Source organism: Paenibacillus sp. NPDC057886, assembly GCF_042796655.1.
Lineage (GTDB): Bacteria > Bacillota > Bacilli > Paenibacillales > Paenibacillaceae > Paenibacillus.
This window is the reverse complement of record NZ_JBHVMZ010000007.1, coordinates 315,725-341,253: the sequence shown is the minus strand read 5'-3', so window position 1 is coordinate 341,253 and position 25,529 is coordinate 315,725. Positions and strand designations below refer to the sequence as shown.

The following is a 25,529-nucleotide window of genomic DNA, read 5'->3' as shown; positions in this document are numbered from 1 at the left end:
AGAAATTAGAAGGAAATAAAGATAGACATTTCTCCTGCAGCCATGTATAACTATAGCGTCTGGTTTATCCGCAACAATTGCGGTGTAATTATGATCTGGCAGGCGATTCATATCTTGCTCGAATCATGATGAATATATAGCGGCGCAGGAGGCTTTATGACATATGTAGCAATTCTGATTTTTGTACTGACCATCACACTGGTTATATGGCAACCACGCGGATTGGGTATTGGTTGGTCCGCCATGGGCGGGGCTTTGCTAGCATTGATGTGTGGTGTCGTCAGTCTGAATGATGCCTCTGATGTGGCATCCATTGTATGGAATGCAACGCTCGCTTTTGTTGGCATTATTATGATTTCATTAATACTCGATGAGACAGGTTTCTTCGAATGGGCAGCTCTTCATATGGCGAGGTTGGCCGGAGGGAATGGGCGAAGACTGTTTATCTATTCCATTTTGCTGGGGGCGGGGGTGTCCGCTCTCTTCGCCAATGATGGTGCAGCGCTAATTCTCACCCCGATTGTGCTCGCGATGGTACGTGCATTGAAGTTCGATGAGCGCATGGTGCTTGCCTTTGTCATGGCCAGTGGATTTATCGCGGATACAACGTCGTTACCGCTGGTTGTTAGCAATCTGGTGAATATCGTATCTGCGGATTATTTCGGTATTACATTTGTAGAATATGCGGTGCGGATGATCATACCCAATCTCTTTTCCATCGTGGCGAGTACGGGGATGTTGTTCTTGTTTTATCGCAAAAGCATCCCGCTTCGCTACGATATCTCTGCAGCACGTGATCCACGGGAAGCCATTCGTGATCCACGGATGTTCCGCATCGCCTGGTTCATGCTGGTGCTGCTGCTCGTAGCCTATGCCTCCAGTGAATTTTTGCCGATTCCAGTATCGGTTATCGTCGGTGCAGTAGCTCTTTTGTTCGCCATTTTGGCAAGAAAAAGCGAAGCCGTGGACCTGAAACGCGTGATCAAGGAAGCCCCATGGTCCATTGTTGTGTTCTCGGTGGGCATGTATATCGTGGTGTATGGACTGCGTAATGCCGGATTAACCGATCACCTAAGCCGCTGGCTTGAGGCCATCGCAGACCATGGCCTGCTGGCTGCTTCAATAGGGATGGGCATGATTGCAGCGGTATTGTCATCCGTAATGAACAATCTGCCCACCGTGTTAATTAACGCACTGGCAATTCAGGGTGCACATACCGAAGGTATTGTGCGTGAGGCACTGATCTATGCCAATGTTATTGGTTCGGATCTGGGTCCCAAAATGACACCAATCGGCTCACTTGCCACATTACTGTGGCTGCATGTGCTGTCCCGCAAAGGTGTGAAGATTACATGGGGATATTATTTCAAGGCAGGCATCATCTTAACCATTCCCACACTCTTAATTACCTTGGCCGGATTGGCGTTATGGTTATGGATTTTGGGTTAATAAAATCGTATTTTACATTAGCAAAAGTAGAACAGACCGTTAAGGGTCTGGAGTAGGTGCTGTAGCAACAGCATTAATTTCTGTGTTGATCTGGAAAGAAAAGATCAATACAGGTAGTGTTGTAGGGATCGCGCTTATTGTCATTGGCGTAGTGGTACTATATACAGAAACCAACCTTTGCAGAAGGTTGGTTTTTTTGCGTTCTGTTTTCCTTCCCAAACGATTCTAGAATAGTATACTAACTTAGATTTTAGGGTAGCATTAAACGAATATACGATCACTTCCTAACTATTAGGAAAGAGTATAGCCTTGGTGAATATAAAGCGCTTGCATTAGTATAAATGCGAGGAGGAAAACCAAATGAGAAAACGTTACATTAAGCTATTAGAGCATTTAAAACAATCTGAGCATGATTTTGTGAGTGGAAGCGAATTAGCTAATCTATTTGGTGTAACGACTAGAACGATTCGCAATGACATCAAAGAAATGAATGAAAATTATTTAGATAAAGCAATTATTACTGGCAATACTCGCAAAGGATACAAGTTAGTCGGGGATTTATCCAGCCTGCATAAAAATGAAGATGATTACGAAGAAAGAGCATTTCATATTATCAAAGCACTGTTATCGCAGACTGATTTTATTACGTATGAAGACCTTGCTAGAACGCTTTATTTTTCGACTCAAACAATCCGTAAAGACGTGCAAAAATTATTACAAACGATTCAAGCAGAAAAGCAGAACATCGAGATTGAAGCTATTATTTTTCAAGGCATCCGGCTTAAAGGAAGCGAAGTCGAGAAACGGATTTTGCTCAAAAAACTAGTCACTACCGATTGTCTCAAACACATGCCGATAGACGAAGCACTGCAATACTATTTTGGCGATTGGTTCAACGAATCTTCTATTCATTTTATCTACGCTTGTATTGAAGAAGAGGTTGCCGAGTATAATTTATTGCTAAGTTTTCAAGAATTATTCTCGATCTGTGTGAATGTTTTGATCAGTCTTAAACGGGTAAGTCTTGCACAAAAAATAACTGAACAAGATATGAGGTTGGATCATACAAGTTTTGAAGAATTAAAGATAGCCCAATCTATTCTGATCCGTCTGGCTCAAGAAATGGATGTTCCTTTTGATGAATATGAGTATCAGTATTTAGGCTACCTGCTTATCGCGTTGCAGATCTTACCTAAAAAAAATGAAGAAATTGGGCATGAACACGGTAATGAAATTGAACAAAAAATCAAATTAGTGATCCAAAAAGTTGGAGAGCAATACGGATTTATCAGCCACAAAAACGAAGAGTTATTTGATCGATTATTAGCGCATATTACCAAATTATTATACCCATTAAAGTATTATTTCCCTGTCGAAAATCCTTTTATTGCTCAAATAAAATCAGAATACACCAATGCTTATAATGTCGCGGTTGTGTTGGCAAAAGAATTGCAATTTTGCTTGAATATCAAAATACCTGAAAATGAGATCGGTTACTTGACGCTACACATTATGGGCATTATTGAGAACTCTCAAGATAACAGAAAACGTATTGCGATTATTTATGGCAAAAATCTATTAGTCGGCAAGCTGTTGGAGCGTAAGATTAATCTCTACTTTCCGAATATTAAAATCGATAGTCTACTAGCTAATCATGAAATACATCTTCTTCCCGAAGGAATCGAAACGATTATTGCAACGAGCGAGATTGCGGAGCTACAACAGTTCAATGTACAAAATATCATTCTGGTAAGCGAAATGATTACCAGCGATGATATGAAGAATATTTCGATTCAGTTAAATCGTGGACTACTCAAATATTATTTATCACCAAATGATGTTTTTTTCTTAGACGAGGATAATCCAATCGATTTGTTGAAAGCCCTTACGGAACTAGGCGATATTCAACATTTATATACCAGTATTCTGGAACGAGAAAAAATGTCCAGTACAAATATCGGTAATTTAGTTGCTATGCCCCATCCATTTGATTGTGGAGATAACAAAAAATTACGAGTGCTGGTCGCAATCAATAAGCAAAAAATGCTGTGGGGCGATCAGATGGCTCAGATTATTTTCCTGTTTGTTCCGCCGAAAAATCAAAAAGTGAATAACACCAAGTTTTTTGAAGAAATTTACGATGTGTTCAAGCAGACCAATATGACAGAAAAATTGCTCAATATAACAAATTACGATGAATTTTTGGAAGTATGGTCTTCCAAGTAAAATTTAGGAGGAATCAAAATGTTAATCAATATGAAAGATTTACTTAAAGTAGCGTATGAGAATAAATTTGCAGTCGGATCATTTAATGTGGCAAATAGTGAATTTGTGAAAGTAGTGATCAATGCCGCAGAAGAGCAAAATTCTCCAGCTATTATGCAAATTCACCCGAATGAAATCGATCTAGTCACTGACGGATTTGTAGCTTATGTACGCGAAGCGGCATCCAAGTCTAAAGTTCCTTTTGTCATTCATCTGGATCATGGAGCCAGTATCAAAGATATTACGCGCTCGATTCGTAACGGCTATACCTCGGTCATGATGGATGCATCGCACTTACCTTTTGAGGAAAATATTGCGGCAACCAAAGAAGCGGTTGAACTGGCTCATCTGGTCGATGTATCTGTAGAAGGTGAACTAGGTACGATCGGGAGTAATGAAGGCAGTTCAGAAGGTGGAGCCGACGAGATTTTGTATACGAATCCAGAAGAAGCGGCGATTTTTGTAGAACAAACAGGTATCGATACACTTGCTGTCGCTGTAGGTACTTCACATGGTATTTATCCTCAATCCAAAGATCATTCGATCAAAATCGATCGTTTGAAACAAATTCATGAAAAAGTAAAAATTCCGTTAGTGCTACATGGTGGATCAGATAATCCTGATGAAGAGATTAGAGAAGCAGTGAAGCATGGGATAGCGAAGATCAATTTATCAACCGATATGAAGCGAGCATTCTACAACCAATTAAGAGCGACACTCGATGCGAATCCGAATGCATATGAACCGGATCAACTGATGCCCGAAGCGACCAAAGCGGCAACAGAGCTGGTGAAGAAAAAAATGGATTTGTTCGGTTCTACGGGTAAAGCATCCCTTTATAAACTGGGAGAAATTTAAGAGGAGAGATCCATCATGAAGATTTCTAATGTCTTAAAACCAGAAAATATCATATTAGATGTCACCGCTACGACCAAAGCTGAATTAATAGATGAATTGTCGCAAAAGTTAAACGATAACGGCTATTTAAGCGATATCGAGCAATTTAAAAAGGATATCTGGGCACGTGAAGAACAGGTTCCTACAGAAGTGGGGTTCGGAATAGCCATTCCGCATGCCAAGTCTACTGGAGTACAGTCACCTGCCATTATTATGGGCAGATCATTAAGCGGTATAAAATATAGTATCGAATCATGTAATTTATTTTTTATGATTGCAGTGGATCAAGACTCTTCATCAGAGCATTTGCGGACATTATCCAAAATTTCGACCTTTTTGATGGATGAACTATTTAGAGCGAAGCTTATTCTTGCTCGAGATCAAGAAGAAATTGTCTGCTTATTTGAACAGGCAGAAGAGCAAGATGCGCAGGCGCTTCATCGTCCTAAAAAGTATGCTGGCAAAAAAGTGGTTGGAGTAACAGGCTGTCCTACAGGAATCGCTCATACGTTTATGGCAGCAGAAGCATTGAAAAATGCGGCTAAAGAACTCGGTGTACACATTAAAGTGCAAACCAATGGATCAACAGGTGTTGGAAATCAATTGACTCCTGAAGATATTGCTGAAGCTGATGGTATTATTGTGGCGGCAGATGTCAAAGTCGATATGGATGTTTTTGGCGATCGTCCAGTGATCAAAACATCTGTCAAAAATGGAGTTCATCATGCACAAGAGTTAATTGAAGATGCGATTGCTGGAAAAGGTGTCGTTTTGAATCAAGGCAACAATAATCTTAAAGAAGCAAAAGAAAAAACACGCTTAAAGCAGCCTAAAATATACAGCCATATTATGAATGGTGTATCGTTTATGATTCCTTTTGTAGTCGCAGGCGGTATATTGATTGCGCTTTCGTTTATGTTTGGTATTCATGCGGCTGATCCAACTAGCCCGGACTATAATGCTTTCGCCGCTTTTTTAAGTACAGCAGGGGGTAGTGCTGCTTTCGCATTGATGGTTCCTGTATTAGCAGGGTATATTGCGTATAGTATTGCTGACCGTCCAGGTTTAGCACCTGGTATGATTGGTGGGATGCTGGCAACTCTTGGAGGTTCAGGATTTCTGGGAGGTATGCTAGCTGGATTTATCGCCGGTTATACGATCCTAGCTTTGAAAAAATTAGTCAAAGGCATTCCCGATTCACTGCAAAGCCTGTCACCTGTGCTGATCTTGCCATTAGCAGGTTCATTTATAACCGCCTTGATTATGTACTTTGTAATCAACAGTCCGATGGCTTGGATCAATGAGTCGTTACAAGGTTGGCTAAATGGCTTAACAGGCTCGAATGCTATTTTATTAGGAGCGCTTCTGGCAGGAATGATGGCATCTGATATGGGAGGACCGATTAACAAAACAGCGTCTGCTTTTGGACTGGCGATGTTTGCCAATCAGATATTTGAACCTTCTGCGGCTCTAATGGTTGGAGGTATGGTTCCACCACTGGGTATTGCATTAGCCACAACAATATTCAAAAATAAATTTTCAATCGAAGAACGTAATGCGGGCAAAGCAGCTTATATTATGGGTGCATCGTTTATTACAGAAGCCGCGATTCCGTTTGCTGCAAATGATCCATTGCGAGTTATTCCATCCAATATTGTAGGCGCAGCGATTGGTGGAGGAATGTGTATGGCTCTAGGTATTTCGTTACAAGCTCCTCATGGTGGGATCTTTGTTATTCCGATTGCGGCAAGTAATCCATTACTTTATATTGTCTGTATTTTAGTAGGTTCCATCATTACAGCTTGTATGATTGGATTGTTAAAGAAACCTGTATACCAACCACAGAGTAATACAAACGAGCCATCAGAAAAGAAAGCCGTAACCACTATGAAATCTGCATAACTTCTCTAACCAGCTGGTGCCATGCACTGGCTGTGAGGCAGTTTTTTGTTTGTTCTATATATCGGATTGATTCAATATCTACATTAAGTATTTACACAAGGCCAGCCTTTTATAGAGCTGGCCTTTTTTTGCTTTCTCCCAGGCTGAGGATTGCTATGCTGGGAAACAACCAGCGCTGACACAGCGCAGGGAACGGAACGATTGTGTAAAAGCGAAGCGTTCGCCTTTATCCCCGGATGTATTCCTTGAGAAAAGTAAATCATATAAATCCGGGGATAACAGCGATTGAAACAACGTCCGTTCCCGAAGCGGCCAACCAGCGCCAAAATACCATTCCAGCTTTTTCTAATACACAGCCCAACATTTTTAACATTGCGTTTACAAAACATTGATTTTGAGATGACATAACGAAACTACAATGATAAAAGAGTTGATGGTGAACAAAAATAAAAGCAAATCACCATCACTAAATTGGGGGAGGAAAACAAAACATGTTTAAAAAGTTGCCGTTCATTTTGATGACCTTAACGTTCGTACTGGTGCTCGCAGCATGCGGATCGAAAAATGACGCTGGTACAGAGGGAAGCAATGGTTCCACAGGAGAAACTGCTACTGAACTTAGCGGTAACATTCTGGCTGTTGGATCAACAGCACTGCAACCTCTGGTAGAGCAAGCTGGACAAAAATTTATGGCAGTTGATGAATATAAGAAAGTAACGGTACAAGTGCAAGGCGGCGGTAGTGGTACTGGTTTGACACAAGTATCTGACGGACAAGCTACAATCGGTAACTCTGACGTATTCGCAGAAGAGAAAATCGATGACGCAGCAAAAGTAAGCGAACTGAAAGATCACCAAGTGGCTGTTGTAGCAATCGCTCCTGTAAGCAACAAAGATGCAGGTGTACAAGATTTGACGAAGCAACAACTGATCGACATTTTCTCTGGTAAAATCACAAACTGGAAAGATGTTGGCGGTAAAGATCAATCGATCGTTATCGTAAACCGTCCTAGCAGCTCGGGTACTCGTGCAACATTCGAGAACTTTGCACTGGGAACAAAAGTGGAAGATATCCAAGGTTCCATTCAGGAAGATTCCTCAGGTACAGTTAAAAAGCTCGTAGCTGAAACTCCGGGCGCAATTGGTTACTTGGCTCTGTCCTACCTGGATGACAGCCTGCAAGTATTGAAATACGAAGGTGTAGAAGCAACAGTTGAGAACGTAGAAGCAGGAACTTATCCGGTATGGGCTTACGAGCACATGTACACCAAAGGTGACCCGGATGCAGCAACAAAAGCATTCCTCGACTACATCTTGAGTGACGAAATTCAACAAAACGACGTGACGGAGCTTGGTTATATCCCAGTATCCGGCATGAAAGTAAAACGTGACGCAGCAGGCACTGTGACTCAATAATCTTTGAACTTGCGCATACAGCGAGAGAGGCGGACCCAGGTCCTGCCTCTTTGCGCGGTTTGCTCTGGAATAATCCCATATTTTGCATGAATTCTACTATAGAAGGATGGTTGTTATGGAACAGACCGAAGGGGGAACGGTAATGAACAACAAGTTGAAACCGCGCCGGCCCTTGAGAGAGAAGCATTATTGGGAAGAGTGGACAGGACGGATCTATACGTCGATTTGTGTCGTTTTCCTGATCGTTGTCATGTTTTCCATCGTTTATTTTGTAGCGTCCAAAGGCTTGTCGACCTTTTTCCAGAATGGCGTAAGTTTGCGCGAATTTTTATCCGGAAAAACGTGGAACCCAACGGGGGAACCCGCTGCCTTCGGAGCGTTGCCGTTCATTACAGGTTCATTCATAACAACATTGCTTGCAGCTCTGATTGCAAGTCCGCTTAGCTTGTGTGCAGCGCTCTTCATGACCGAGATTGTACCAGGTAAAGGTAAAAAGATATTGCAACCTGCGATTGAGCTGCTGTCCGGTATCCCTTCCGTTGTGTACGGGTTTATCGGTCTCAGTGTTATCGTTCCTTTGTTGCGCAGCATGTTTGGCGGAGCCGGCGTCGGGATTGCAGCCGGATGTTTGGTTCTGTCTGTTATGATTTTGCCTACCGTAACAAGCATTATGGCAGATGCACTGTCTGCACTGCCGAAAGGTCTGCGTGAATCGTCCTACGCACTGGGGGCAACTCGCTGGCAAACGATCTATCGTGTCATTATCCCGACAGTTCTTCCAGCTTTGCTGACAGGGATTGTACTAGGTATGGCCCGCGCATTTGGTGAAGCTCTTGCCGTACAGATGGTCATCGGGAATGCACCGCATGTACCGACATCACTGCTCGAATCCGCTTCAACGTTAACGAGTGTAATCACCCTGAGTATGGGTAACACCACGATGGGATCTGTTCATAATAATGCACTGTGGAGTATGGCGCTTGTCCTGCTGGTGATGACCTTTGTCTTCGTCATTCTGGTTCGCCTGCTTGAAAGGAGGAACCGGGTATGAAAATGAAGGCTAAAACGGTAGATAAAGTTGCCACATCCATTATCGTTGTTCTGGCCCTGTTCATTGTTGTTCTCTTGCTCGGTTTGCTTGGCTTCATTCTGGTACGTGGGATTGGGCAGATTAACTGGCACTTCCTGACCAGTGCACCACAGTTGCTCAAAGGTGGAGGCGGGATTGGACCGCAATTATTCAACTCGATATTCCTGCTTGTTCTGACCTTGATTATTACGATTCCGCTCGGATGGGGCGGCGGTATTTATATGGCCGAGTACGCCAAGCCGGGCCGGATTACAAGCTTTATTCGACTGGTTGTCGAAGTGTTATCCTCGTTCCCGTCTATCGTTATTGGTTTGTTCGGACTCTTGTTAATTGTTAATACATTTGGTCTGGGATTCTCCCTGTTATCGGGGGCCATGGCCTTGGCTATATTCAATCTTCCACTCATGGTGCGGACAACAGAGCAAGCGTTTCGGGCCGTTCCGAAAGAGCAGAAGGAAGCGGGTCTAGCACTCGGATTGTCCAAGTGGAAAATAATCACCTCCATTCTGCTGCCTGTGGCATTGCCCAGTTTAATCACGGGTACGATCTTGGCATCGGGCCGGATTTTCGGTGAAGCAGCAGCTCTGATGTTTACAGCGGGTATGAGTAGTCCACCACTGGACTTCACAGACTGGAATCCAACGAGTCCAAGATCGCCGATCAATCCATTGCGTCCGGCAGAGACACTGGCCGTGCACATCTGGAAAGTAAACAGTGAAGGCATTGGCCCGGATTCCAAAGAAGTAGCAGCTGGCGCTTCAGCCGTGCTTGTACTTCTTGTACTGGCGTTCAATCTGAGTGCACGCTGGATCGGTCGGGTGGTTTACCGCCGTATGACAGCTTCGAAATAAGGAGGAACCAACATGGCCATACCTTTTGGTACGGAACAGTTAAGCATATATTATGGGCATTTTCAGGCCGTTAAACAGATCAGCCTGACGTTTCCCGAAGCCAGTGTAACGGCGCTCATTGGACCATCCGGCTGTGGTAAATCCACGTTCCTGCGGTCGCTCAACCGGATGAACGACGAGATCGCCGGTTCCCGCACGGAAGGACATATCTGGATGGACGGCAATGATCTGAATGAGCCGGGCACAGACGTGATCAAGCTTCGTCAGAAAATAGGCATGGTGTGGCAGAAGCCGAACCCGTTCCACAAGTCCATTTACAACAATATCGCGTTTGGCCCCCGCTACCGTGGTATCAAGAACAAGAAGGCACTGGATGAAATTGTGGAAAAAAGCTTGCGCCGCGCTGCGCTCTGGGACGAGGTGAAGGACAGACTGAACGAGTCTGCCCTGGCCCTTTCGGGTGGACAACAGCAGCGGCTCTGTATCGCCCGAGCGTTGTCGGTTGATCCGCAGATTTTGCTGCTCGATGAGCCGGCATCTGCCCTTGACCCGGTATCTACGGGTAAGGTGGAGGAATTGATCTCGGAGCTCAAGAAGGAGCTGCGGATCGTGATTGTTACCCATAATATGCAGCAGGCGGCACGCATCTCGGATTATACGGCTTATTTTTATCTGGGAAGCATGATTGAGCACGGGGATACGGAGCATATTTTCACTAACCCGGACAATCGTCTGACTCAAGAATATATTATGGGACGTTTCGGTTAACTGTTATATTGGATAGAGTATGAGATCGAGATAGATTTATAGAGATAGAAGGAAGCATAGCACCCGGGCGAGGTCGTTCGGGGGTTATGCTTTTTTACATCATCACGTATATGGAATAGTTTGCCAAAATAAAAACAATCATGCTACGATATTCGTGAGCACCACCTTTCATTTGACAAGAGAAGGAGATGTGGATCATAACTACCCATAAGATATCCCATGACACCATGGCAACTGAAATTATCTCGCATTATTCCATAGAAAAACCTGAAATTTCCTTTATCCGACATAATGAAAATCTAACGTATCAGGTGGTTGATCAATTAACCGGACAGAAGTACCTATTGCGTATACATAAAGCCGCTTTTGCAAGCATGACGGGCATCCAGCATACACGACCTGCACTTGAAGCAGAGATGAATCTACTTCATGAATTACGGGCTACTAGCCCATTGCGAGTGCAGACACCTGTACGCAATACATCGGAAGAGTGGGTCACCGTCTGGTTGGACGAAACAGGAGAAGAGATCTGTTGTACCGTTCTGGAATGGATTGAAGGCAGGGATATCAAGCAGGGAGAACGTCTGACAACAGCACAGATTCATGATTTGGGCGTACAGTTGCAGATATTGCATCAATATGGACGACGACCAAAGGAAGCTTCCAAGCCACAGGCAGGTTTACAGAAATCTGAAAGCGGACAGAGGGCGAATGACGTTGAACAGCATGCTGATCAGGCAATCATCTCAGAGGTATATACCGATAACAATAGCCCTGCCATGGGACAAGCAGGAGTACGACCAGCCTACGGATCGATCAAAGAGAATCTTGTCATGTTGGAGCAATTGGAGGAAGGCGTTAGACGTGGCATCTTTACTCCTGAAGATTTCGATCTAATTCGCGAGACGTTTGAGAACATTAACGATCAGCTAGAGACGTATCCGCATAATGCTGAGACATGGGGAGTAATTCACGGGGATATTACCCGCGGCAATCTGTTAGTGACGGATCAGGGCATATCCATGATTGATTTTTGTTTATACGGTTATGGCTACTATCTGTTTGATGCCGGAGGTGCAGCTACGATTTTCAATCGGGAGGAACGGGATGTCTTCCTATCGGGTTATACGGAGCAGACAGGACCACTGACGAAGCGTGATATTCGGTTAATGGAAGGATTCATGCTGATCTTTACGTTCGGCTATTTCGCATTTCAGATGGAAAACGAGTCCAGATACGAATGGATGAAAGAGCGAATGCCTCTTATATGCAGCAAATTTTGCAAACCATATGTACAGAACGAGAGTATTTTCTATGAGTTATAATTTGTGATTTCTAGTGGGTGGGTAGCGCTATGAAGAACATTCGTGCAAAGAGAGTTGCAGCGAAGGGTCAGTCTGGTGGCTGGAAGCATGCCGGATTGCTACTTAGCGGAGTGGGCATATCTAATCTGGGTGATTTCATATATATTGTGGCGATTAACCTGATGGTATTGAATATGACACAGTCCCCAGCGGCAGTTGCAGGGTTATGGATTATCTCGCCGATTGCTTCGGTGTGCACTAAGTTTTGGTCAGGCAGCCTGATTGATCGTTATGATCAGCGACAGCTGATGATTGGGGCCGATATGCTACGGGCATTGTTGGTGGCGACGCTCCCTCTGATGTCCAGCTTATGGATGATGTACGCAGTGATGTTTCTGATCAGCATGTCCTCATCTATATTTGTCCCCTCCTCTCAGGTGTACATTACCCGGCTGGTACCTGCTGAACGGCGTAAGCGTTTCAATTCCCTACAAGCCCTGATTAGCTCAGGGGCATTTATTACCGGCCCGGCAGTTGCAGGAGTGATGCTGATTTATTTATCTCCGGCGGCAGCTATTTATGCCAATGCGGCTTCCTTTGCTGCTTCTGCATTAATTCTAATGTTTCTTCCCAAACTGGGCATTGGAGAACAGAATATAGGGACGGGAAGCAGACTGACACCTCGGATGATTGCCCAGGATTGGAGAGCTGTACTGAGCTTCAGCCGGAAGTCCGGCTACGTGGTCGGAATATATGCCTTGTTCCAGATTATTCTGGTGGTCGGCATGTCGCTCGATGCCCAGGAAGTGGTGTTTATCCGTCAGGTGATGAACCTGCCTGAATCGCAGTACGGAGCATTAATGAGTATCACCGGGATCGGTTATTTGGCAGGCTCCATGCTGGTTTGGCTGTTCGCCAAACATTTGCCGATCCGTCACATGATGGGTGGCGGTGTGCTTCTGGTCGCGCTGGGTTATTTCCTGTTCGCCCGTTCATTCTCGTTTGAGCTGGCGGCGATTGCTTTTATTCTGCTCGGTCTGTGCTCCGCACTGGCGAATACGGGCCTGGTTACCTTTTACCAAAATAATATCCCTGTCGATCTGATGGGGCGAATGAGCAGTGTACTTGGACTGGTGTTAAGTGTGCTGCAGGTGGCCTCCATTTTGATTGCAGGAGTAGTGGCAGAACATTTGTCGCTTCGTATGGTATATACGGTTGTATCTGGGATCATGGTGTTGGCAGCGTTTGGATTGTGGGTGACGAGTATGCTTCCTTCCCGAAGCAGGTTTTTCGATGAACCGGCGAAGCCTAAGGCGATGGTGGGGTGACAGGCAAAATACGGCAATTCTAGTACAGAATAATGGTTGCCTGATTACCCGAACCGTTCTGTGGAACATAACATAGATAGTATTAATCACAGATACTGACCAGTAGAAAACGAATAATGTATACGCTTTCGAAATGAAACGCATTAACTCATTCATGTGATGAAAGTTTACAGTTCGTTAGTTTATCTTGTGTATAAAATGGGAAAAAGGAAGTATTCACAAAGAAATCGTTAAGTTTGTTGACACTGATCTTCCGGTCGATTAATCTTAATGAGAAAGTATTAAAAACTTCAATTATCATTCTGGTACAACATATCAGAATGGTTCCATACAGCGAATGATAGCGAGCGGGAGAGACCTGGGCATGCCGAGTACAATGGCAGCTGTCGGGCACCGAAGGAGCAAGCTGCTACGCACCCGGCGCAGCGGTTAATCTCTCAGGTAAATGTACCATCGTTGGACGCAACTCTGGAGAGTGCGCGACATGCGCCACCCAAGGGGTATATGGTCAAGCAGCACGGTGTGCAGGGTGACATAACCTGTGAATACAGGGAATGCATCAATCCGCCGCGCTGCTTATCATGAAACTCTCAGGTATCGAGGACAGAGAGAGGGCCTAGGGCCTTCTTCTGTCCTTTTCTTATGTCATCATTCAGTAATAAAGGAACATTATGGGTGTGCATCTGGATGAAAATGACGATTATAAATGGAGGGTTTGCGATGCGTTTTAAAGACGTTTTTTCAATTATTGGTCCGTCCATGACAGGTCCATCAAGTTCACATACGGCTGGAGCGGCACGATTGGGGCGAATTGCCCGTCAGTGGCTGGGATGCACGCCTGAACGCGCCCGGCTAACTCTGTATGGCTCGTTCGCCGACACGTATCAGGGACATGGTACGGATCTCGCGTTGATCGGTGGCCTGCTTGATTATGTAACTGATGATCCACGTATACCGGATGCAGAACAATACGCAGAGGAAGCGGGTATGGAGGTAGAGTTTTTCACAAGTGGCCTGCCTGCTCCTCATCCCAATACGGTCAAGATTGAGCTGTGGCATGGTGAGCGTCAATGCTCACTGATCGGTGCTTCTATTGGTGGTGGCAGTGTATCGGTACATGCATTGAATGACTTCCGTGTACAGATTAGCGGAGAGTTTCCGACACTTGTGCTGCGACATTCGGACAAAGCAGGGGTTCTCGCTTCCGTAACCTCGACAATCAGTTCGTCAGGGGTGAACATCGGGTATATGCAAGTGGATCGGAAAGCCCGGGATGGTGAAGCGCTGACAGCAATGGAGATGGATGGTGTGCCGAATCCTGAGATGCTGAACCGTCTGCGGTCGCTGGATCATATGCTGGACATTCGCGTGATTGATTTGAAGAGAGGGGTCGAGCCGGATGCGGTTTAAACATCTACATGAACTGAGTACCATCTGTACAGCAGAGTCCAAAACCATTGCCGAGCTGATGATCGAAGAGCAGGTTCAGGAGACGAATATCCCGGAAGCGGATGTTGTGCGGCAGATGTCGGATTATTATCAGGTGATGAAAGAAGCTGTACACAAAGGGCTGACAGAAGATACGACATCACGCAGCGGCTTGACTGGCGGAGACGGCAAAAAAATGGCCGAGTACATTCGTAAAGGTGAGACTTGTTCTGGAGATGCTTCTGCACTAGCCATGGCATATGCCCTTTGTGTATCGGAAGTGAATGCCTCCATGGGCCGGATCGTAGCGACACCGACAGCCGGTTCTTGCGGCATCATTCCAGGTGTGTTTATCAGCTCCCAGGAGCGTTTTGGCTGGAGTGACGAGCACCTGGTAAACGGTCTGTTCTGTGCGGGAGCGATCGGTTATGTCATTGCCAACAATTCATTTATCTCCGGTGCCGAGGGCGGCTGTCAGGCTGAAGTGGGTTCTGCCATCGGTATGGCCGCTGGAGCTATGGTGGAGCTGCGTGGAGGGACACCGGAGCAAGTGGTTCATGCGGTTGGCCTCGCGTTAAAAAATACATTGGGCCTTATCTGCGATCCTGTCGCAGGCCTCGTGGAAATTCCGTGCATCGTCCGTAACGGACTGGGTGCCGTAACCGCGTTGGCTGCGGCCGACATGGCCCTGGCTGGGGTACGAAGCGCCATTCCGTCTGACGAAGTCATTGATGTCATGCTGGAAGTGGGCAGTGCGATGCCGAGCAGGCACCGTGAAACGGCCCAAGGTGGGCTTGCTCAAACGCCGACAGGACGGAAAATGATGGAGAAGCTTGCCAAACCGAAGGCGAAGCGTGCGGAGCCTGAGATTGAAGCTGAGTCTCCTGCTGAAAATGAACCAGAAACCAAGGCATAACATCCATGAACGTACATGAACTGAATTTAATTCGTGGAGCTTGGATCATTAACGGTAATGATCCAAGCTCCCATCATAATTTGAAAGCCGATATGAATTCTTCCTGGTGAAGAAGCATATCGGCTTTTTTTGCTTTTTCGGCGTTGCTTTCAATGCGTTGGAATTGCAAAGGATACAACAATATGAAGAAGCTACGCGATATCTGTACTTAGTACAACATATCCATATGCGGGCAGCTCAACGGCCAGGATTCCCTCTTCCTTGGCTGTACGATAATTCTCGCCAAATAACTCTGTCCATTCCCCGGCGCCCACCTCCAGCTCGACGATAGCCGTTTCTTCCGAACGATTGAACAGGATCAGAATACGCTCCTCATCATCCTGTCGTTCCATCACAAGCTGGCTTCCGCCTTCACGGGCCTGCAGGAATCGAATGCTGCCTTCTGCACGCAGGGCAGGGTGGGCATGACGAAGTGCGATCAGCTTCTGATAATAGGTGAACAGCTCGCGATCCTGCTTCGTCTCATCCCACTCCATACATTTCCGACAACCGGGATCATGATCGCCGTCCAGCCCGATTTCGTCACCGTAATAGATGCATGGTGCACCCATATAGCTGAATTGGAACAGCGCGGCCAGTTTCAGCTTCCGCTGGTCGCCCTCACATAAGGTGAGCAGCCGTGGTGTATCGTGGCTGTCCAGCAGATTGAACGCCACTTCGCTGGCTTGCAGCGGATAGCGGGACAGCTGTCGACCGATGGAGCTCACGAATTGCTCAGCGTGCATGACATCTTTTACAAAAAAGCGATTTACGGCTTCCGTAAACGGATAGTTCATCGAAGCATCGAACTGATCGCCTTGTAGCCAGGAGGAGGATTCATTCCATACCTCACCCAAGATATAGGCATCCGGATTCGCAGCCTTAACCACACGGCGGAAGTCGCGCCAGAACGCATTATCCACTTCATCCGCGACATCCAGCCGCCAGCCGTCGGTGCCCACTTCCTTAATCCAGTATTCGGCCACCTCCAGCAAATACGCCTTCACCTCAGGATTTTCCGTGTTCAGCTTCGGCATGTGGGCTTCGAATCCGAATGTTTCATACGTAGGAATGCCATCCTTCACATCCAGCGGGAATTCATGCACATGGAACCAGTCCTTGTATTTGGACTTCTCCCCGTTCTGTTGCACATCGACAAACGGCGCGAACGTCTTGCCGGAATGATTGAATACCGCATCCAGCAGCACCCGAATTCCGCGTGCATGACACAGTTCAACAAGCCGTTTGACTGTATCTGCATCGCCAAAATGCCGATCTACTCGCAGATAATCTTCGGTATCGTATTTATGATTGGTCGTTGCCTCGAAGATTGGTGTGAAATAAATGGCGTTAATGCCCAACTCTTCAAGGTAATCCAGATGGTCGATGACGCCCTGAAGATCACCGCCGAAGAAGTTAAACGGGGTTGGTTCCCCACCCCAGGGTTCCACATGCTCTGGATCGAGATCGGGGTTGCCTTTGGCGAATCGTTCAGGAAAGATCTGATAGAAAATCGCATCCTTCACCCATGCAGGCGGTGTAAATACAGCTCCGGGATGGATATACGGGAACTGGAACATGTGACCGGGATCGTCGGGTTCATGCGTCTGGAAATCCGTTTCGGTCATCCAGATCTGTTCTGTGCCATTTTTCAGCAGGAAGGAGTACTTGAGACGGTGATACGGAGGCTTTACTTCCCCCTCATAGTAATCGAACATGGAATCGGATGTATATTTGGTTAAAGGAACCAGCTCTTTGGTGCGATCCCAGGCGTATTTATCACCAGTCAGGGCATGTACCTCGGTGAGATCATTCTTTTTGGCACGCAAACGCAGGCGAATGGTATCCTTATCGTAGGCGTAGGCCCAGTTCCGTTTCGGTTGATGAAAGATGGCTTCCAGCAGCATGTTGAATTTCCTCCCGTCGTATACACACGAAGTATGTGAGCAAGTCGCAGCATTCGATGCAGAATTATGCGAAGCGGATGATTAAGGTATAATTTAAATAAAAGGACATCCATGGTCGTGTGATCATCATTCGTACATTTTATACAAACAAGATATTTCATTATGTTTCAAATATATAATTAACCCAAAGGGTGCAGAAAGGAAACGAATGCGCGCATGAAAACAAAACTGTTATACATTGAAGACGATACGGAAATTGCCACTTGGGTAAGGGCAGACTTGGAGGAGCGTGGATATGAGGTGGTATGGCTCGGAAGTGGTGAGGGTGCGGCTGAAGCTGCCGGGGGCTGCTCATTAGTTATTCTGGATGTCATGCTGCCGGGACTGGATGGATTTACGGTAGGACAGCGACTCAAAAAGGAACATCCTGAAGTGCCCATTGTCATGCTCTCGGCCAGAACGTCCATTGATGACAAGCTGCACGGGCTTGATTTTGCCGATGATTATGTAACCAAGCCATTCCATCCCGATGAACTCGCCGCACGGATTGAAGTCCAGCTTCGAAAGGCAGGAACGGCGATCTCGGCCGATACCGTGGTGAAACTGGATCACTTGTCCATCTACGAGAAGGACCACCGGATCGTGAATGAGGAGACGGGGGAAGAAATTATTTTATCAGGCAAACAGTTTCATATCTTCGCCTATCTGCTTAGGCATATGGGCATGATTCGAACCAAGGAGCAGATCTACGAAGCCGTTTGGAACGAGCCTTACCTGGACGGGGACAAGACATTAATGGTACATATTCGGCATCTGCGCGAGAAGCTGGAGCGTGATCCGGCGAACCCAACGATCATTCAAACCGTTCGCGGTGTCGGGTATCGTGTGAAGAAGCCATGAGCAAAAAGGAGACGATGCGCGATCCATCCAATAGGGATAGAGGCGTAAAACGAAGCTTATCGGGCAAACGGAAAATGCGTTTTGGACGGTCCCTGATGTCCCGTTATATTCTCCTGATCTTGGCAGCGGTTTTGTTTGTTCCGGTCGTTCTCCCGATTACATCCATCATCTATGTGGTGGTGGTGAACAATACGAATACTGGGAATACGGCACCTTATGGGGATGTCACGAAAATCAGCAACCTGTGGACCCGGGAATCCGAGAAGCTGGATGGGGCGACCTCTGATAAAATCAATCAGCGTATGGAACAGCTGCACCGCAAATATCCCAAATCTTCGATGTACCATGTGGACCAAAACGGTGAAACGGTATTTATTCTCGCTGGGGAGGACGTTGATGTATCGGAATCCACCGTGGATGGAACAAGGATGACGACATTGAAGTGGACACTGAATCATCAGACAACAGAGACCCGGATTCCTGCGATATGGAAGGCAAACACTGCCATGGAATTTATGAAAGAAGCGTCTTATCGTGATCCGCTAACGGTGGTTTCTTTTGTAGGGGGAGATAGCGAAGACAAGGGACAGGGCTTCATGGTGATTGAAGTGCCAAGGTATCTTTTGCAAAAGCCGCAGAACAACTGGCCTATGGAACTCTTGTATTTGGGTGGATTGATGATGATCATCTTCCTGTTATTTATCATCATGTCGATCCTGTTCTTTGCGCGAATTCGCAAGCGGCTTATCCGGCTCCAGACGGCGATGATCACTCCGGGCAAGGAAGGCATTCCACTTCCTGTGGAAATCCGCAGATCAGACGAGATCGGACAGCTGGAGGAATCGTTCAACGAAATGGTGCATCAGTTGACAGACAGCCGTCACCGGGAGCGAGAGGAAGAGCAGCTGCGCAAACGTCTTGTCGCGGGATTGTCGCATGATCTGCGTACACCGCTGACTGTTATTCGTGGACATATGCATTCCCTTCACAAAGAACCACTAAGCACAGCTGCGGATACTTCATTGCGTCGTATGGAAGCCAAGATGGATGACTTGAGTGGACTGATCGATAACATGTTATCGTACAACCTGCTCACCAGCGGGAAATATACATTGAAGCTGGAACAGAAGGACGTCCTGCGAATCGTCAGGGAAACAGCAGCGGCCTGGTATCCCGTTTGGGAGAAAGAGCAGTTTGAGATTGATATTGACCTGTCGGAAGAACCGTTGATCTGGCAGGTGGATGAGCAGGGATTACGTCGTGTTCTCGATAACCTGTTTCAGAATGTCATCCGTCATGCAGCGAGTGGAAGATATATTGGCATATCGACGGAACAGATCCATGGGGAGAGGGCGCTTGTTATTCGAGATAAGGGCCCAGGATTGCAGGAAGATTCGGATACCAAGGGAACAGGTCTGGGGTTGTCCATCGTGGATCTGCTGATTCGTGAGATGGGACTGCGGAAGATGGTACACAGCTCCGGGAATGGATTGCGGGTGTGTCTCTATAGCGGCGGGGGAGCTGGGAAACCAAGGCCCTAACCTTTTTTTAAACTAAACTTAAACTTCAGACGACTTCAGCCTTAACCTTGGAAGGTTACGATGATATCCGAGGTGATCAAACAGTGAGTGATAATATTATTCAAACCGCTAACTTATGGAAAACATACCGGGACCGTGCGGCGGTCCGTGAACTTGATCTGCATATTAAAAAGGGAGACATCTACGGCTTCCTTGGTCCTAACGGTGCTGGTAAAACAACAACCATTCGTATGCTCCTTGGCTTAATTAAACCGACCAAAGGGGTCATCCGTATATTCGACAAGGATATCCGCAAGGATCGTATGGACATTCTGCGACGTGTAGGTTCGTTGGTTGAATATCCGTCTTACTATGGACATCTGAACGCGGTGGAGAATCTGGAAACCTTGCGCCGGATATTGGATGTACCAAAATCGAGGATTGCCGAAGTACTCTCCATCGTGGATCTGACTCGGGATGCTAAACGTTCCGTAAAAGGTTACTCGCTTGGAATGAAACAGCGGCTGGGGATTGCAAGTGCCCTGCTGGGCCAGCCGGAGCTGCTGATTTTGGACGAGCCGACGAACGGGCTTGATCCGGCGGGCATTCAGGAGATCCGGGAGCTAATCAAACGCATGCCGTTGGAACATGGCATCACCGTACTGGTGTCCAGCCATTTGCTGAGTGAAGTGGAACAGATGGCGAGCCGGGTTGGCATTATCCGTGAGGGGAAAATGGTCCTTCAGGATACAATCGCCAATCTGCATAGTCAGACGGGCAGCTCCATTCGACTGACGGTATCCGAGCCGGAAGAGGCGATGAAGCTGGCAAGAGAGCAGGGACAATTCGGTCAACGTGAAGGAGCGGCGCTCACATTCCCGTATATGGATAATAGCGCAATTGCCTTGCTGGTCCGTCGATTGGTTGAGCAGGACCATGCGGTCTATCGTGTGGAAGAGCACCGTCAATCTCTGGAAGACTTGTTCATGCGGGTCATCGGTGAGGGGGCAACGGTATGACGGGCCGCGCGTTATCGTCCGACTGGCTCAAAATTCGTGGCAAAGGCATCTGGTTTCTCGTTTTTCTGGCACCCATTGGACTGACAGTAATGCAGGCTCTGAACTTCGGGCTTCGTTTGGACTATCTGAAAGAACAGTATGGGAATCATCTGTGGGAGGGTTTGCTGGACAATGTGGTTGTTTTTGTACCACTTGCCTTGATGCTGGGGGCGACGATTCTCAGCTCGATGATCGCAAATGTTGAACATGAACAGGGTTCGTGGAAGCAGCTGCTGGCGATGCCGATCACGAGACCTGCGGTGTATCTGGCAAAATTTCTACTCGCCTGTATGCTGCTCATCATCTCCTGCTTGTTATTAACAGCGGGAATTATTGGTCTGGGACTGCTGCTTGGATTCGACGCTGGTGAGATTCCTTGGATACATGCAATCAAGCTGGGTTTACTGCCACTGGCTGGCGCGCTTCCCGTGTTATCGCTGGAGCTGTGGCTTACGATGGTAAACAAAAATCAGGCTCTTCCCGTCACTCTTGGTATTGTACTCGCAGTAATGGGCATGTTCGCACTCAGTATCTCACCGTACTTTCCGCTTGCTTGGGCACAGATGGCTTGGATCAGCCCCAAACCATTCGTATACGCCGGTTTGGGTGTAGGTGCGGGGCTTCTAATCATGTTGCTGGGTATGGTGCACTTTAGCCGGAAGGATGTGGCCTAAGATGAGTTTTGCAACAACTTATTTCCGAATCCTGTCCTCTGAGCGACTCAAAATGGGCAAATCGCCTGTCTGGCTTCTGATTCTGCTGAGTCCGTTAATCGCACTGCTGATTGGGCTGCTATCCACACCTTCAGGTCAATGGAATGTGCTTATGGGCTCAATGGTCTTTCTGCACGGCTTGTTATTGCTGCCCATCCTGACCGGCGTGTTTACCTCGTTCGTCTGTCGTTTCGAGCATGCAGGGGGAGGTTGGAAGCAAATGCTGGTGCTGCCGCTTACCCGTACGGGCGTATATGCAGGCAAATTGACCATCGTGATTCTGCTTCTGGCAGGAACACAATTGCTGTTGCTAGGGTCCATCCTGCTGGCAGGTACAATTCAAGGCATGACGGGTTCTATCCCATGGGGATTCCTTACAGGCAAGCTGCTGCTGGGGCTATTCGCCTGTGTGCCGCTCGCTGCCCTCCAAATGTTCGTTTCCTTGGTATGGAGCAGCTTTGCCGCACCGCTGGCATTGAATTTCGCGTTGACCGTACCGAACATTCTGATCGTGAACTCGGTCACATTTGGTCCATATTATCCTTGGGCTCAGCCCATGATTCTAATGACACCGATCGAAGGTGGAGGTTTCGGAGCCTATAATGTTCCGCTGGGTACGATGCTGGCGGTAGTCGGGGGCAGTGCAGTTCTCTTCATTTTAATTGGAGTTTTATATTTTAGAAAAAAAGAAATTTAAACATAGGATTTCATATATATTGGTTTAACAGATTCCTTTTAAGCAAACATAGACGTCATTGTTTGACGGACTATGTCGCTTAAAGGGGATTTTTTTGTCGTTTTTACATGGTTTTGGTGAAGAGATTGTAAGCAAAATGAGATTGGAATCTGGTAAAATAAAAAAAGCTGTTTCTAGACAGGCTTACATGGTTATTCGAGGGTAGGCCCATTTCGCAGAAAATTATATTTTTTGGTTGTTAGATGAAGATATAGGCTGAGAAAAGAGGGGTAAGCCTTGGATATTAATAAAACGGAAACCCTGAGGCGCATTATTTCTGAGGGAGGCTCTTACCAATCATTGTTCTTTAATCACCCGGATGCCATATATGTGATGGACATCCATGGAAATTATATTGATGCCAATCCCTCGATTGAGAAGATTTCAGGGTATACATTTGAAGAGCTCCGTCGATTGAATCGAAATGGGATTTGCCCTCCCGAGAGCGAGGAGTTACGTAAAGAATACATTCGTGAAGTACTGGCTGGACATTCAGTCAGTAATTCGATCACGTTTTATCATAGAGACGGTTCTCTGAAACAGGCCGAGATTACCTATGTCCCCATAACGGAGCAAGAAGAGATCGTGGGGATATACGGTATTGCCAGGGATGTAACTGAGATCGTAGAAGTGGAACGTAAATTGCATGAAACGCAGGAGAAATATCAGATGTTGGCGGATCATGCCCAGGATCTGATTACCACAAGTTCGATGGATGGCAAGCTGCTTTATGTTTCTCCTTCCGTCTATTCGTTGCTGGGATATCGTCCGGAAGAGGTGACAGGAAAGTTCCTGAAGGATTACTGTTACCCTGGGGATTACCCTGAACTTCTGGAAATGTCGTCGAGTGGGAATGGCTGCAAGATGCGAGTGCTTCATAAAAAGGGCCACTACATCTGGATGGAAACGCTGGCGAAGCCTGTGGCCGGAGAAGAGGGCAAGAATACTCAAATTGTAAGCGTCAGCCGGGATATTACCCAGCATAAAAATGCAGAAAGACGTCTTAGAGAGAGTCGTCAACGGTACAAATCGCTGTTCGAACATAATCCGGCAGCGGTGTATTCGCTGAATCTCGAAGGTAAATATACTGCAGTGAACCGCAATCTGGTCAAAATGCTGGATGTGCCTCGAAGCAAGTTGATTGGGCAGTCCTTTCTTTCGCATCTGGATAAAAGTGAAGTGCACTGCGGGCAGGCGTACTTCGAACTGGTGAAGCAGGGTAAACCCCAGCATTATGAAACTCGAATCGTGAATTCCACTGGCAGGAAGGTTGATGTGTCTATCATTAACGTTCCCATCATTGTGGATCAGGAACTTGTGGGTGTGTATGGGATCTTGTCTGATATTACCGAGCGTAAGGATTATACAGAGCAGATTCAGGAGCTTAGCAAACAGCATACCCTGATTCTTAACTCGGTTACAGAGGGCATCTATGGATTGGACGCAGATGGCATCACCAGGTTTATGAATCCAGCTGCTGCTTCCATGTTTGGCTACGAAGCGGAAGAGTTTGTCGGCAAAAGCTCGCATCCCATCATTCATCATTCACGTGCAGATGGCAGCTATTTTCCCAAAAATGAATGCCCTATTCATATGACGGTGATGGACGGGCAGCGTCGTACTGTGAAGGAGGATGTGTTCTGGCGCAAAGACGGAACCAGCTTTCTAGTGGAATACCATGTTACACCGATTATCGATGAGGGTCAGATTCGTGGCGCCGTAATCGTGTTCAATGATGTGACTGGTGATCGCGAAATTGTGCGCGCCAAGGAAACCGCTGAACTTGCGGCACAGGCCAAATCGGAATTCCTGTCCATGGTCAGTCATGAGATTCGTACACCAATGAATGGAATTGTAGGCATGACTGAATTGCTGATTGGCACGGATTTATCGGAGGAACAGCGAGAATACGCCGAAATCATCCGTGAGAGCGGCGATGCACTATTAAATATTTTGAATGATATCCTTGATTTCAGTAAATTGGAGTCTGGGAAAATGGCTCTGGCCTACGAACCGTTCTCGCTGCGCATCATGTTGGAACAGGTTGCGGAACTTTTCTCCCCTAAAGCGGAAGAGAAGCAGTTGAATATCCGATATCGACTCAATCCCGACATTCCTGAGTTTATGGTGGGTGATGCGATGCGTATTCGGCAAATTCTCGTCAATCTGGTGAGCAATGCTTTGAAGTTTACGGATCAGGGGAGCATTGATGTCACCGTCGATATTATTCGCGGCAGTAGACCGGAAGCGAGTGTACTGGACTTTGCGGTGAAGGATACGGGGATTGGTATTCCAGAAGATAAGCTGGATCAGTTATTCCAGTCGTTCTCTCAACTGCATCCTGTGATTAACCGCAAATATGGCGGGACAGGTCTTGGATTAGTCATCTCCAAGCGGCTCGTGGAGATTATGGGTGGCAGTATCAGTGTGGAGAGTGAAGATGGAAAGGGATCCACCTTCCGTTTCGCAGTGCCTGCGACAAGTGTAGATGCGACTGCTGAGCAATCTGCCCGTCAATTCAGCCATGATCGGACACGCCAGGGAGATAAAGTGGCGATGCGCATTTTGGTTGCCGAGGACCACCCGGTAAACCGAAAAATTTTGACAGAGTATTTGGAGAAGCTTGGTTATCAAGCAGATGTATGCTCGAATGGAGTCGAGGCTATCGAAGCCATCTCACAGAATGCCTATGATATTGTCCTGATGGATCTTCAGATGCCTGTTATGGATGGGCTCAAAGCGACAGACCTTGTACACCGATTAATTCCGCAGGAGCGTATTCCAGCTATTATAGCGGTAACCGGAAATGCCAAACGTGAAGACAAGGAAGCTTGTTTGGAGATTGGCATGCGTGACTTTATCAGCAAACCAGTCATGCTGAGTGAACTGAAACGGGTGCTTCAGCAGTGGGGGCCAGCAGATGAACCACAGCTCGCACCAAGCTGAATACTCGTACTCACATGGTGGATAAAAAAACAAACACAAAAAAACGCCAATGGCACTTCTGTATCAGGAGGTTATTGGCGTTTTTGTGTTTCTGCTT

Annotated in this window: 19 protein-coding genes, 1 pseudogene and 2 riboswitches; of the genes and pseudogenes, 19 read left to right on the top strand and 1 reads right to left on the bottom strand. The window is 46.7% G+C overall.

The features are described from left to right. The first annotated feature begins 156 nt into the window (after window positions 1–156). The 13 genes and pseudogenes from ACFVQB_RS24530 to sdaAA all read left to right on the top strand — a co-directional run bounded on the left by ACFVQB_RS24530 (window position 157) and on the right by sdaAA (window position 15,613). Window positions 157–1,449, top strand: a complete 1,293-nt coding sequence (locus tag ACFVQB_RS24530) for an arsenic transporter (RefSeq protein ID WP_379445370.1) — start codon at window positions 157–159, stop codon at window positions 1,447–1,449. A gap of 46 nt (window positions 1,450–1,495) precedes the next feature. Further along, window positions 1,496–1,609 (top strand): annotated as a pseudogene (locus ACFVQB_RS24525) (DMT family transporter); the annotation flags it as partial. A gap of 200 nt (window positions 1,610–1,809) precedes the next feature. Continuing rightward, window positions 1,810–3,675 carry a BglG family transcription antiterminator gene (locus ACFVQB_RS24520; RefSeq protein ID WP_379445366.1) on the top strand — a complete coding sequence of 622 codons (1,866 nt, stop codon included), beginning with the start codon at window positions 1,810–1,812 and terminating at the stop codon, window positions 3,673–3,675. An 18-nt stretch (window positions 3,676–3,693) separates the two neighbouring features. Beyond that, window positions 3,694–4,572 carry a ketose-bisphosphate aldolase gene (locus tag ACFVQB_RS24515; RefSeq protein WP_379445362.1) on the top strand — a complete coding sequence of 293 codons (879 nt, stop codon included), beginning with the start codon at window positions 3,694–3,696 and terminating at the stop codon, window positions 4,570–4,572. 15 nt (window positions 4,573–4,587) lie between these two features. Next, window positions 4,588–6,513: a PTS fructose transporter subunit IIABC gene (locus ACFVQB_RS24510; protein WP_379445358.1), complete on the top strand. Its 1,926-nt coding sequence runs from the start codon at window positions 4,588–4,590 to the stop codon at window positions 6,511–6,513. A 491-nt stretch (window positions 6,514–7,004) separates the two neighbouring features. After that, window positions 7,005–7,928 (top strand): phosphate ABC transporter substrate-binding protein, encoded by a 924-nt coding sequence (locus ACFVQB_RS24505; protein WP_379445354.1) that lies wholly within the window; start codon window positions 7,005–7,007, stop codon window positions 7,926–7,928. A gap of 142 nt (window positions 7,929–8,070) precedes the next feature. Then, on the top strand, window positions 8,071–8,979 hold the full coding sequence (gene pstC / locus ACFVQB_RS24500) for a phosphate ABC transporter permease subunit PstC (RefSeq protein ID WP_379445350.1): 909 nt from the start codon (window positions 8,071–8,073) through the stop codon (window positions 8,977–8,979). 2 nt (window positions 8,980–8,981) lie between these two features. Then, complete coding sequence (pstA, locus tag ACFVQB_RS24495; protein WP_024632234.1) at window positions 8,982–9,869, top strand: phosphate ABC transporter permease PstA; 888 nt, start codon at window positions 8,982–8,984, stop codon at window positions 9,867–9,869. Between the two features lie 12 nt (window positions 9,870–9,881). Next, a complete protein-coding gene (gene pstB, locus ACFVQB_RS24490; RefSeq protein ID WP_063566217.1) occupies window positions 9,882–10,637 on the top strand; it encodes a phosphate ABC transporter ATP-binding protein PstB in 756 nt (251 codons plus the stop codon). 188 nt (window positions 10,638–10,825) lie between these two features. After that, on the top strand, window positions 10,826–11,962 hold the full coding sequence (locus ACFVQB_RS24485; RefSeq protein ID WP_379445344.1) for a phosphotransferase enzyme family protein: 1,137 nt from the start codon (window positions 10,826–10,828) through the stop codon (window positions 11,960–11,962). A 29-nt stretch (window positions 11,963–11,991) separates the two neighbouring features. Next, entirely contained in the window at window positions 11,992–13,269 is a 1,278-nt protein-coding gene (locus ACFVQB_RS24480) for an MFS transporter (protein ID WP_379445340.1), read from the top strand. A 338-nt stretch (window positions 13,270–13,607) separates the two neighbouring features. Further along, window positions 13,608–13,731, top strand: a riboswitch (glycine riboswitch). Between the two features lie 4 nt (window positions 13,732–13,735). Then, window positions 13,736–13,878, top strand: a riboswitch (glycine riboswitch). A gap of 111 nt (window positions 13,879–13,989) precedes the next feature. Beyond that, window positions 13,990–14,679 (top strand): L-serine ammonia-lyase, iron-sulfur-dependent subunit beta, encoded by a 690-nt coding sequence (gene sdaAB / locus ACFVQB_RS24475; protein ID WP_379445336.1) that lies wholly within the window; start codon window positions 13,990–13,992, stop codon window positions 14,677–14,679. Further along, a complete protein-coding gene (gene sdaAA / locus ACFVQB_RS24470; RefSeq protein ID WP_379445332.1) occupies window positions 14,669–15,613 on the top strand; it encodes an L-serine ammonia-lyase, iron-sulfur-dependent, subunit alpha in 945 nt (314 codons plus the stop codon). Before sdaAB ends, sdaAA begins: the two co-directional genes overlap by 11 nt. Before the next feature lie 191 nt (window positions 15,614–15,804). On the opposite strand, the gene ACFVQB_RS24465 is transcribed toward sdaAA, so the two are convergent. After that, window positions 15,805–17,559: an alpha-glycosidase gene (locus ACFVQB_RS24465; RefSeq protein ID WP_379445330.1), complete on the bottom strand. Its 1,755-nt coding sequence runs from the start codon at window positions 17,557–17,559 to the stop codon at window positions 15,805–15,807. Window positions 17,560–17,775: 216 nt separating this feature from the next. On the opposite strand from ACFVQB_RS24465, the gene ACFVQB_RS24460 reads away from it, so the two are divergent. The 6 genes from ACFVQB_RS24460 to ACFVQB_RS24435 all read left to right on the top strand — a co-directional run bounded on the left by ACFVQB_RS24460 (window position 17,776) and on the right by ACFVQB_RS24435 (window position 25,432). Continuing rightward, window positions 17,776–18,459, top strand: coding sequence for a response regulator transcription factor (locus ACFVQB_RS24460; protein WP_099858628.1), 684 nt, complete (start codon window positions 17,776–17,778; stop codon window positions 18,457–18,459). Beyond that, a complete protein-coding gene (locus tag ACFVQB_RS24455; RefSeq protein WP_379445327.1) occupies window positions 18,456–20,000 on the top strand; it encodes a HAMP domain-containing sensor histidine kinase in 1,545 nt (514 codons plus the stop codon). The genes ACFVQB_RS24460 and ACFVQB_RS24455 overlap by 4 nt, the downstream gene beginning before the upstream one ends. A gap of 83 nt (window positions 20,001–20,083) precedes the next feature. Next, a complete protein-coding gene (locus ACFVQB_RS24450) occupies window positions 20,084–20,998 on the top strand; it encodes an ABC transporter ATP-binding protein (protein WP_379445325.1) in 915 nt (304 codons plus the stop codon). Further along, complete coding sequence (locus ACFVQB_RS24445) at window positions 20,995–21,711, top strand: ABC transporter permease (protein ID WP_379445322.1); 717 nt, start codon at window positions 20,995–20,997, stop codon at window positions 21,709–21,711. The genes ACFVQB_RS24450 and ACFVQB_RS24445 overlap by 4 nt, the downstream gene beginning before the upstream one ends. A 1-nt stretch (window position 21,712) precedes the next feature. Then, on the top strand, window positions 21,713–22,447 hold the full coding sequence (locus tag ACFVQB_RS24440) for an ABC transporter permease (protein ID WP_379445320.1): 735 nt from the start codon (window positions 21,713–21,715) through the stop codon (window positions 22,445–22,447). Between the two features lie 276 nt (window positions 22,448–22,723). Next, window positions 22,724–25,432, top strand: coding sequence for a PAS domain S-box protein (locus ACFVQB_RS24435; RefSeq protein WP_379445318.1), 2,709 nt, complete (start codon window positions 22,724–22,726; stop codon window positions 25,430–25,432). Window positions 25,433–25,529: the final 97 nt, after the last annotated feature.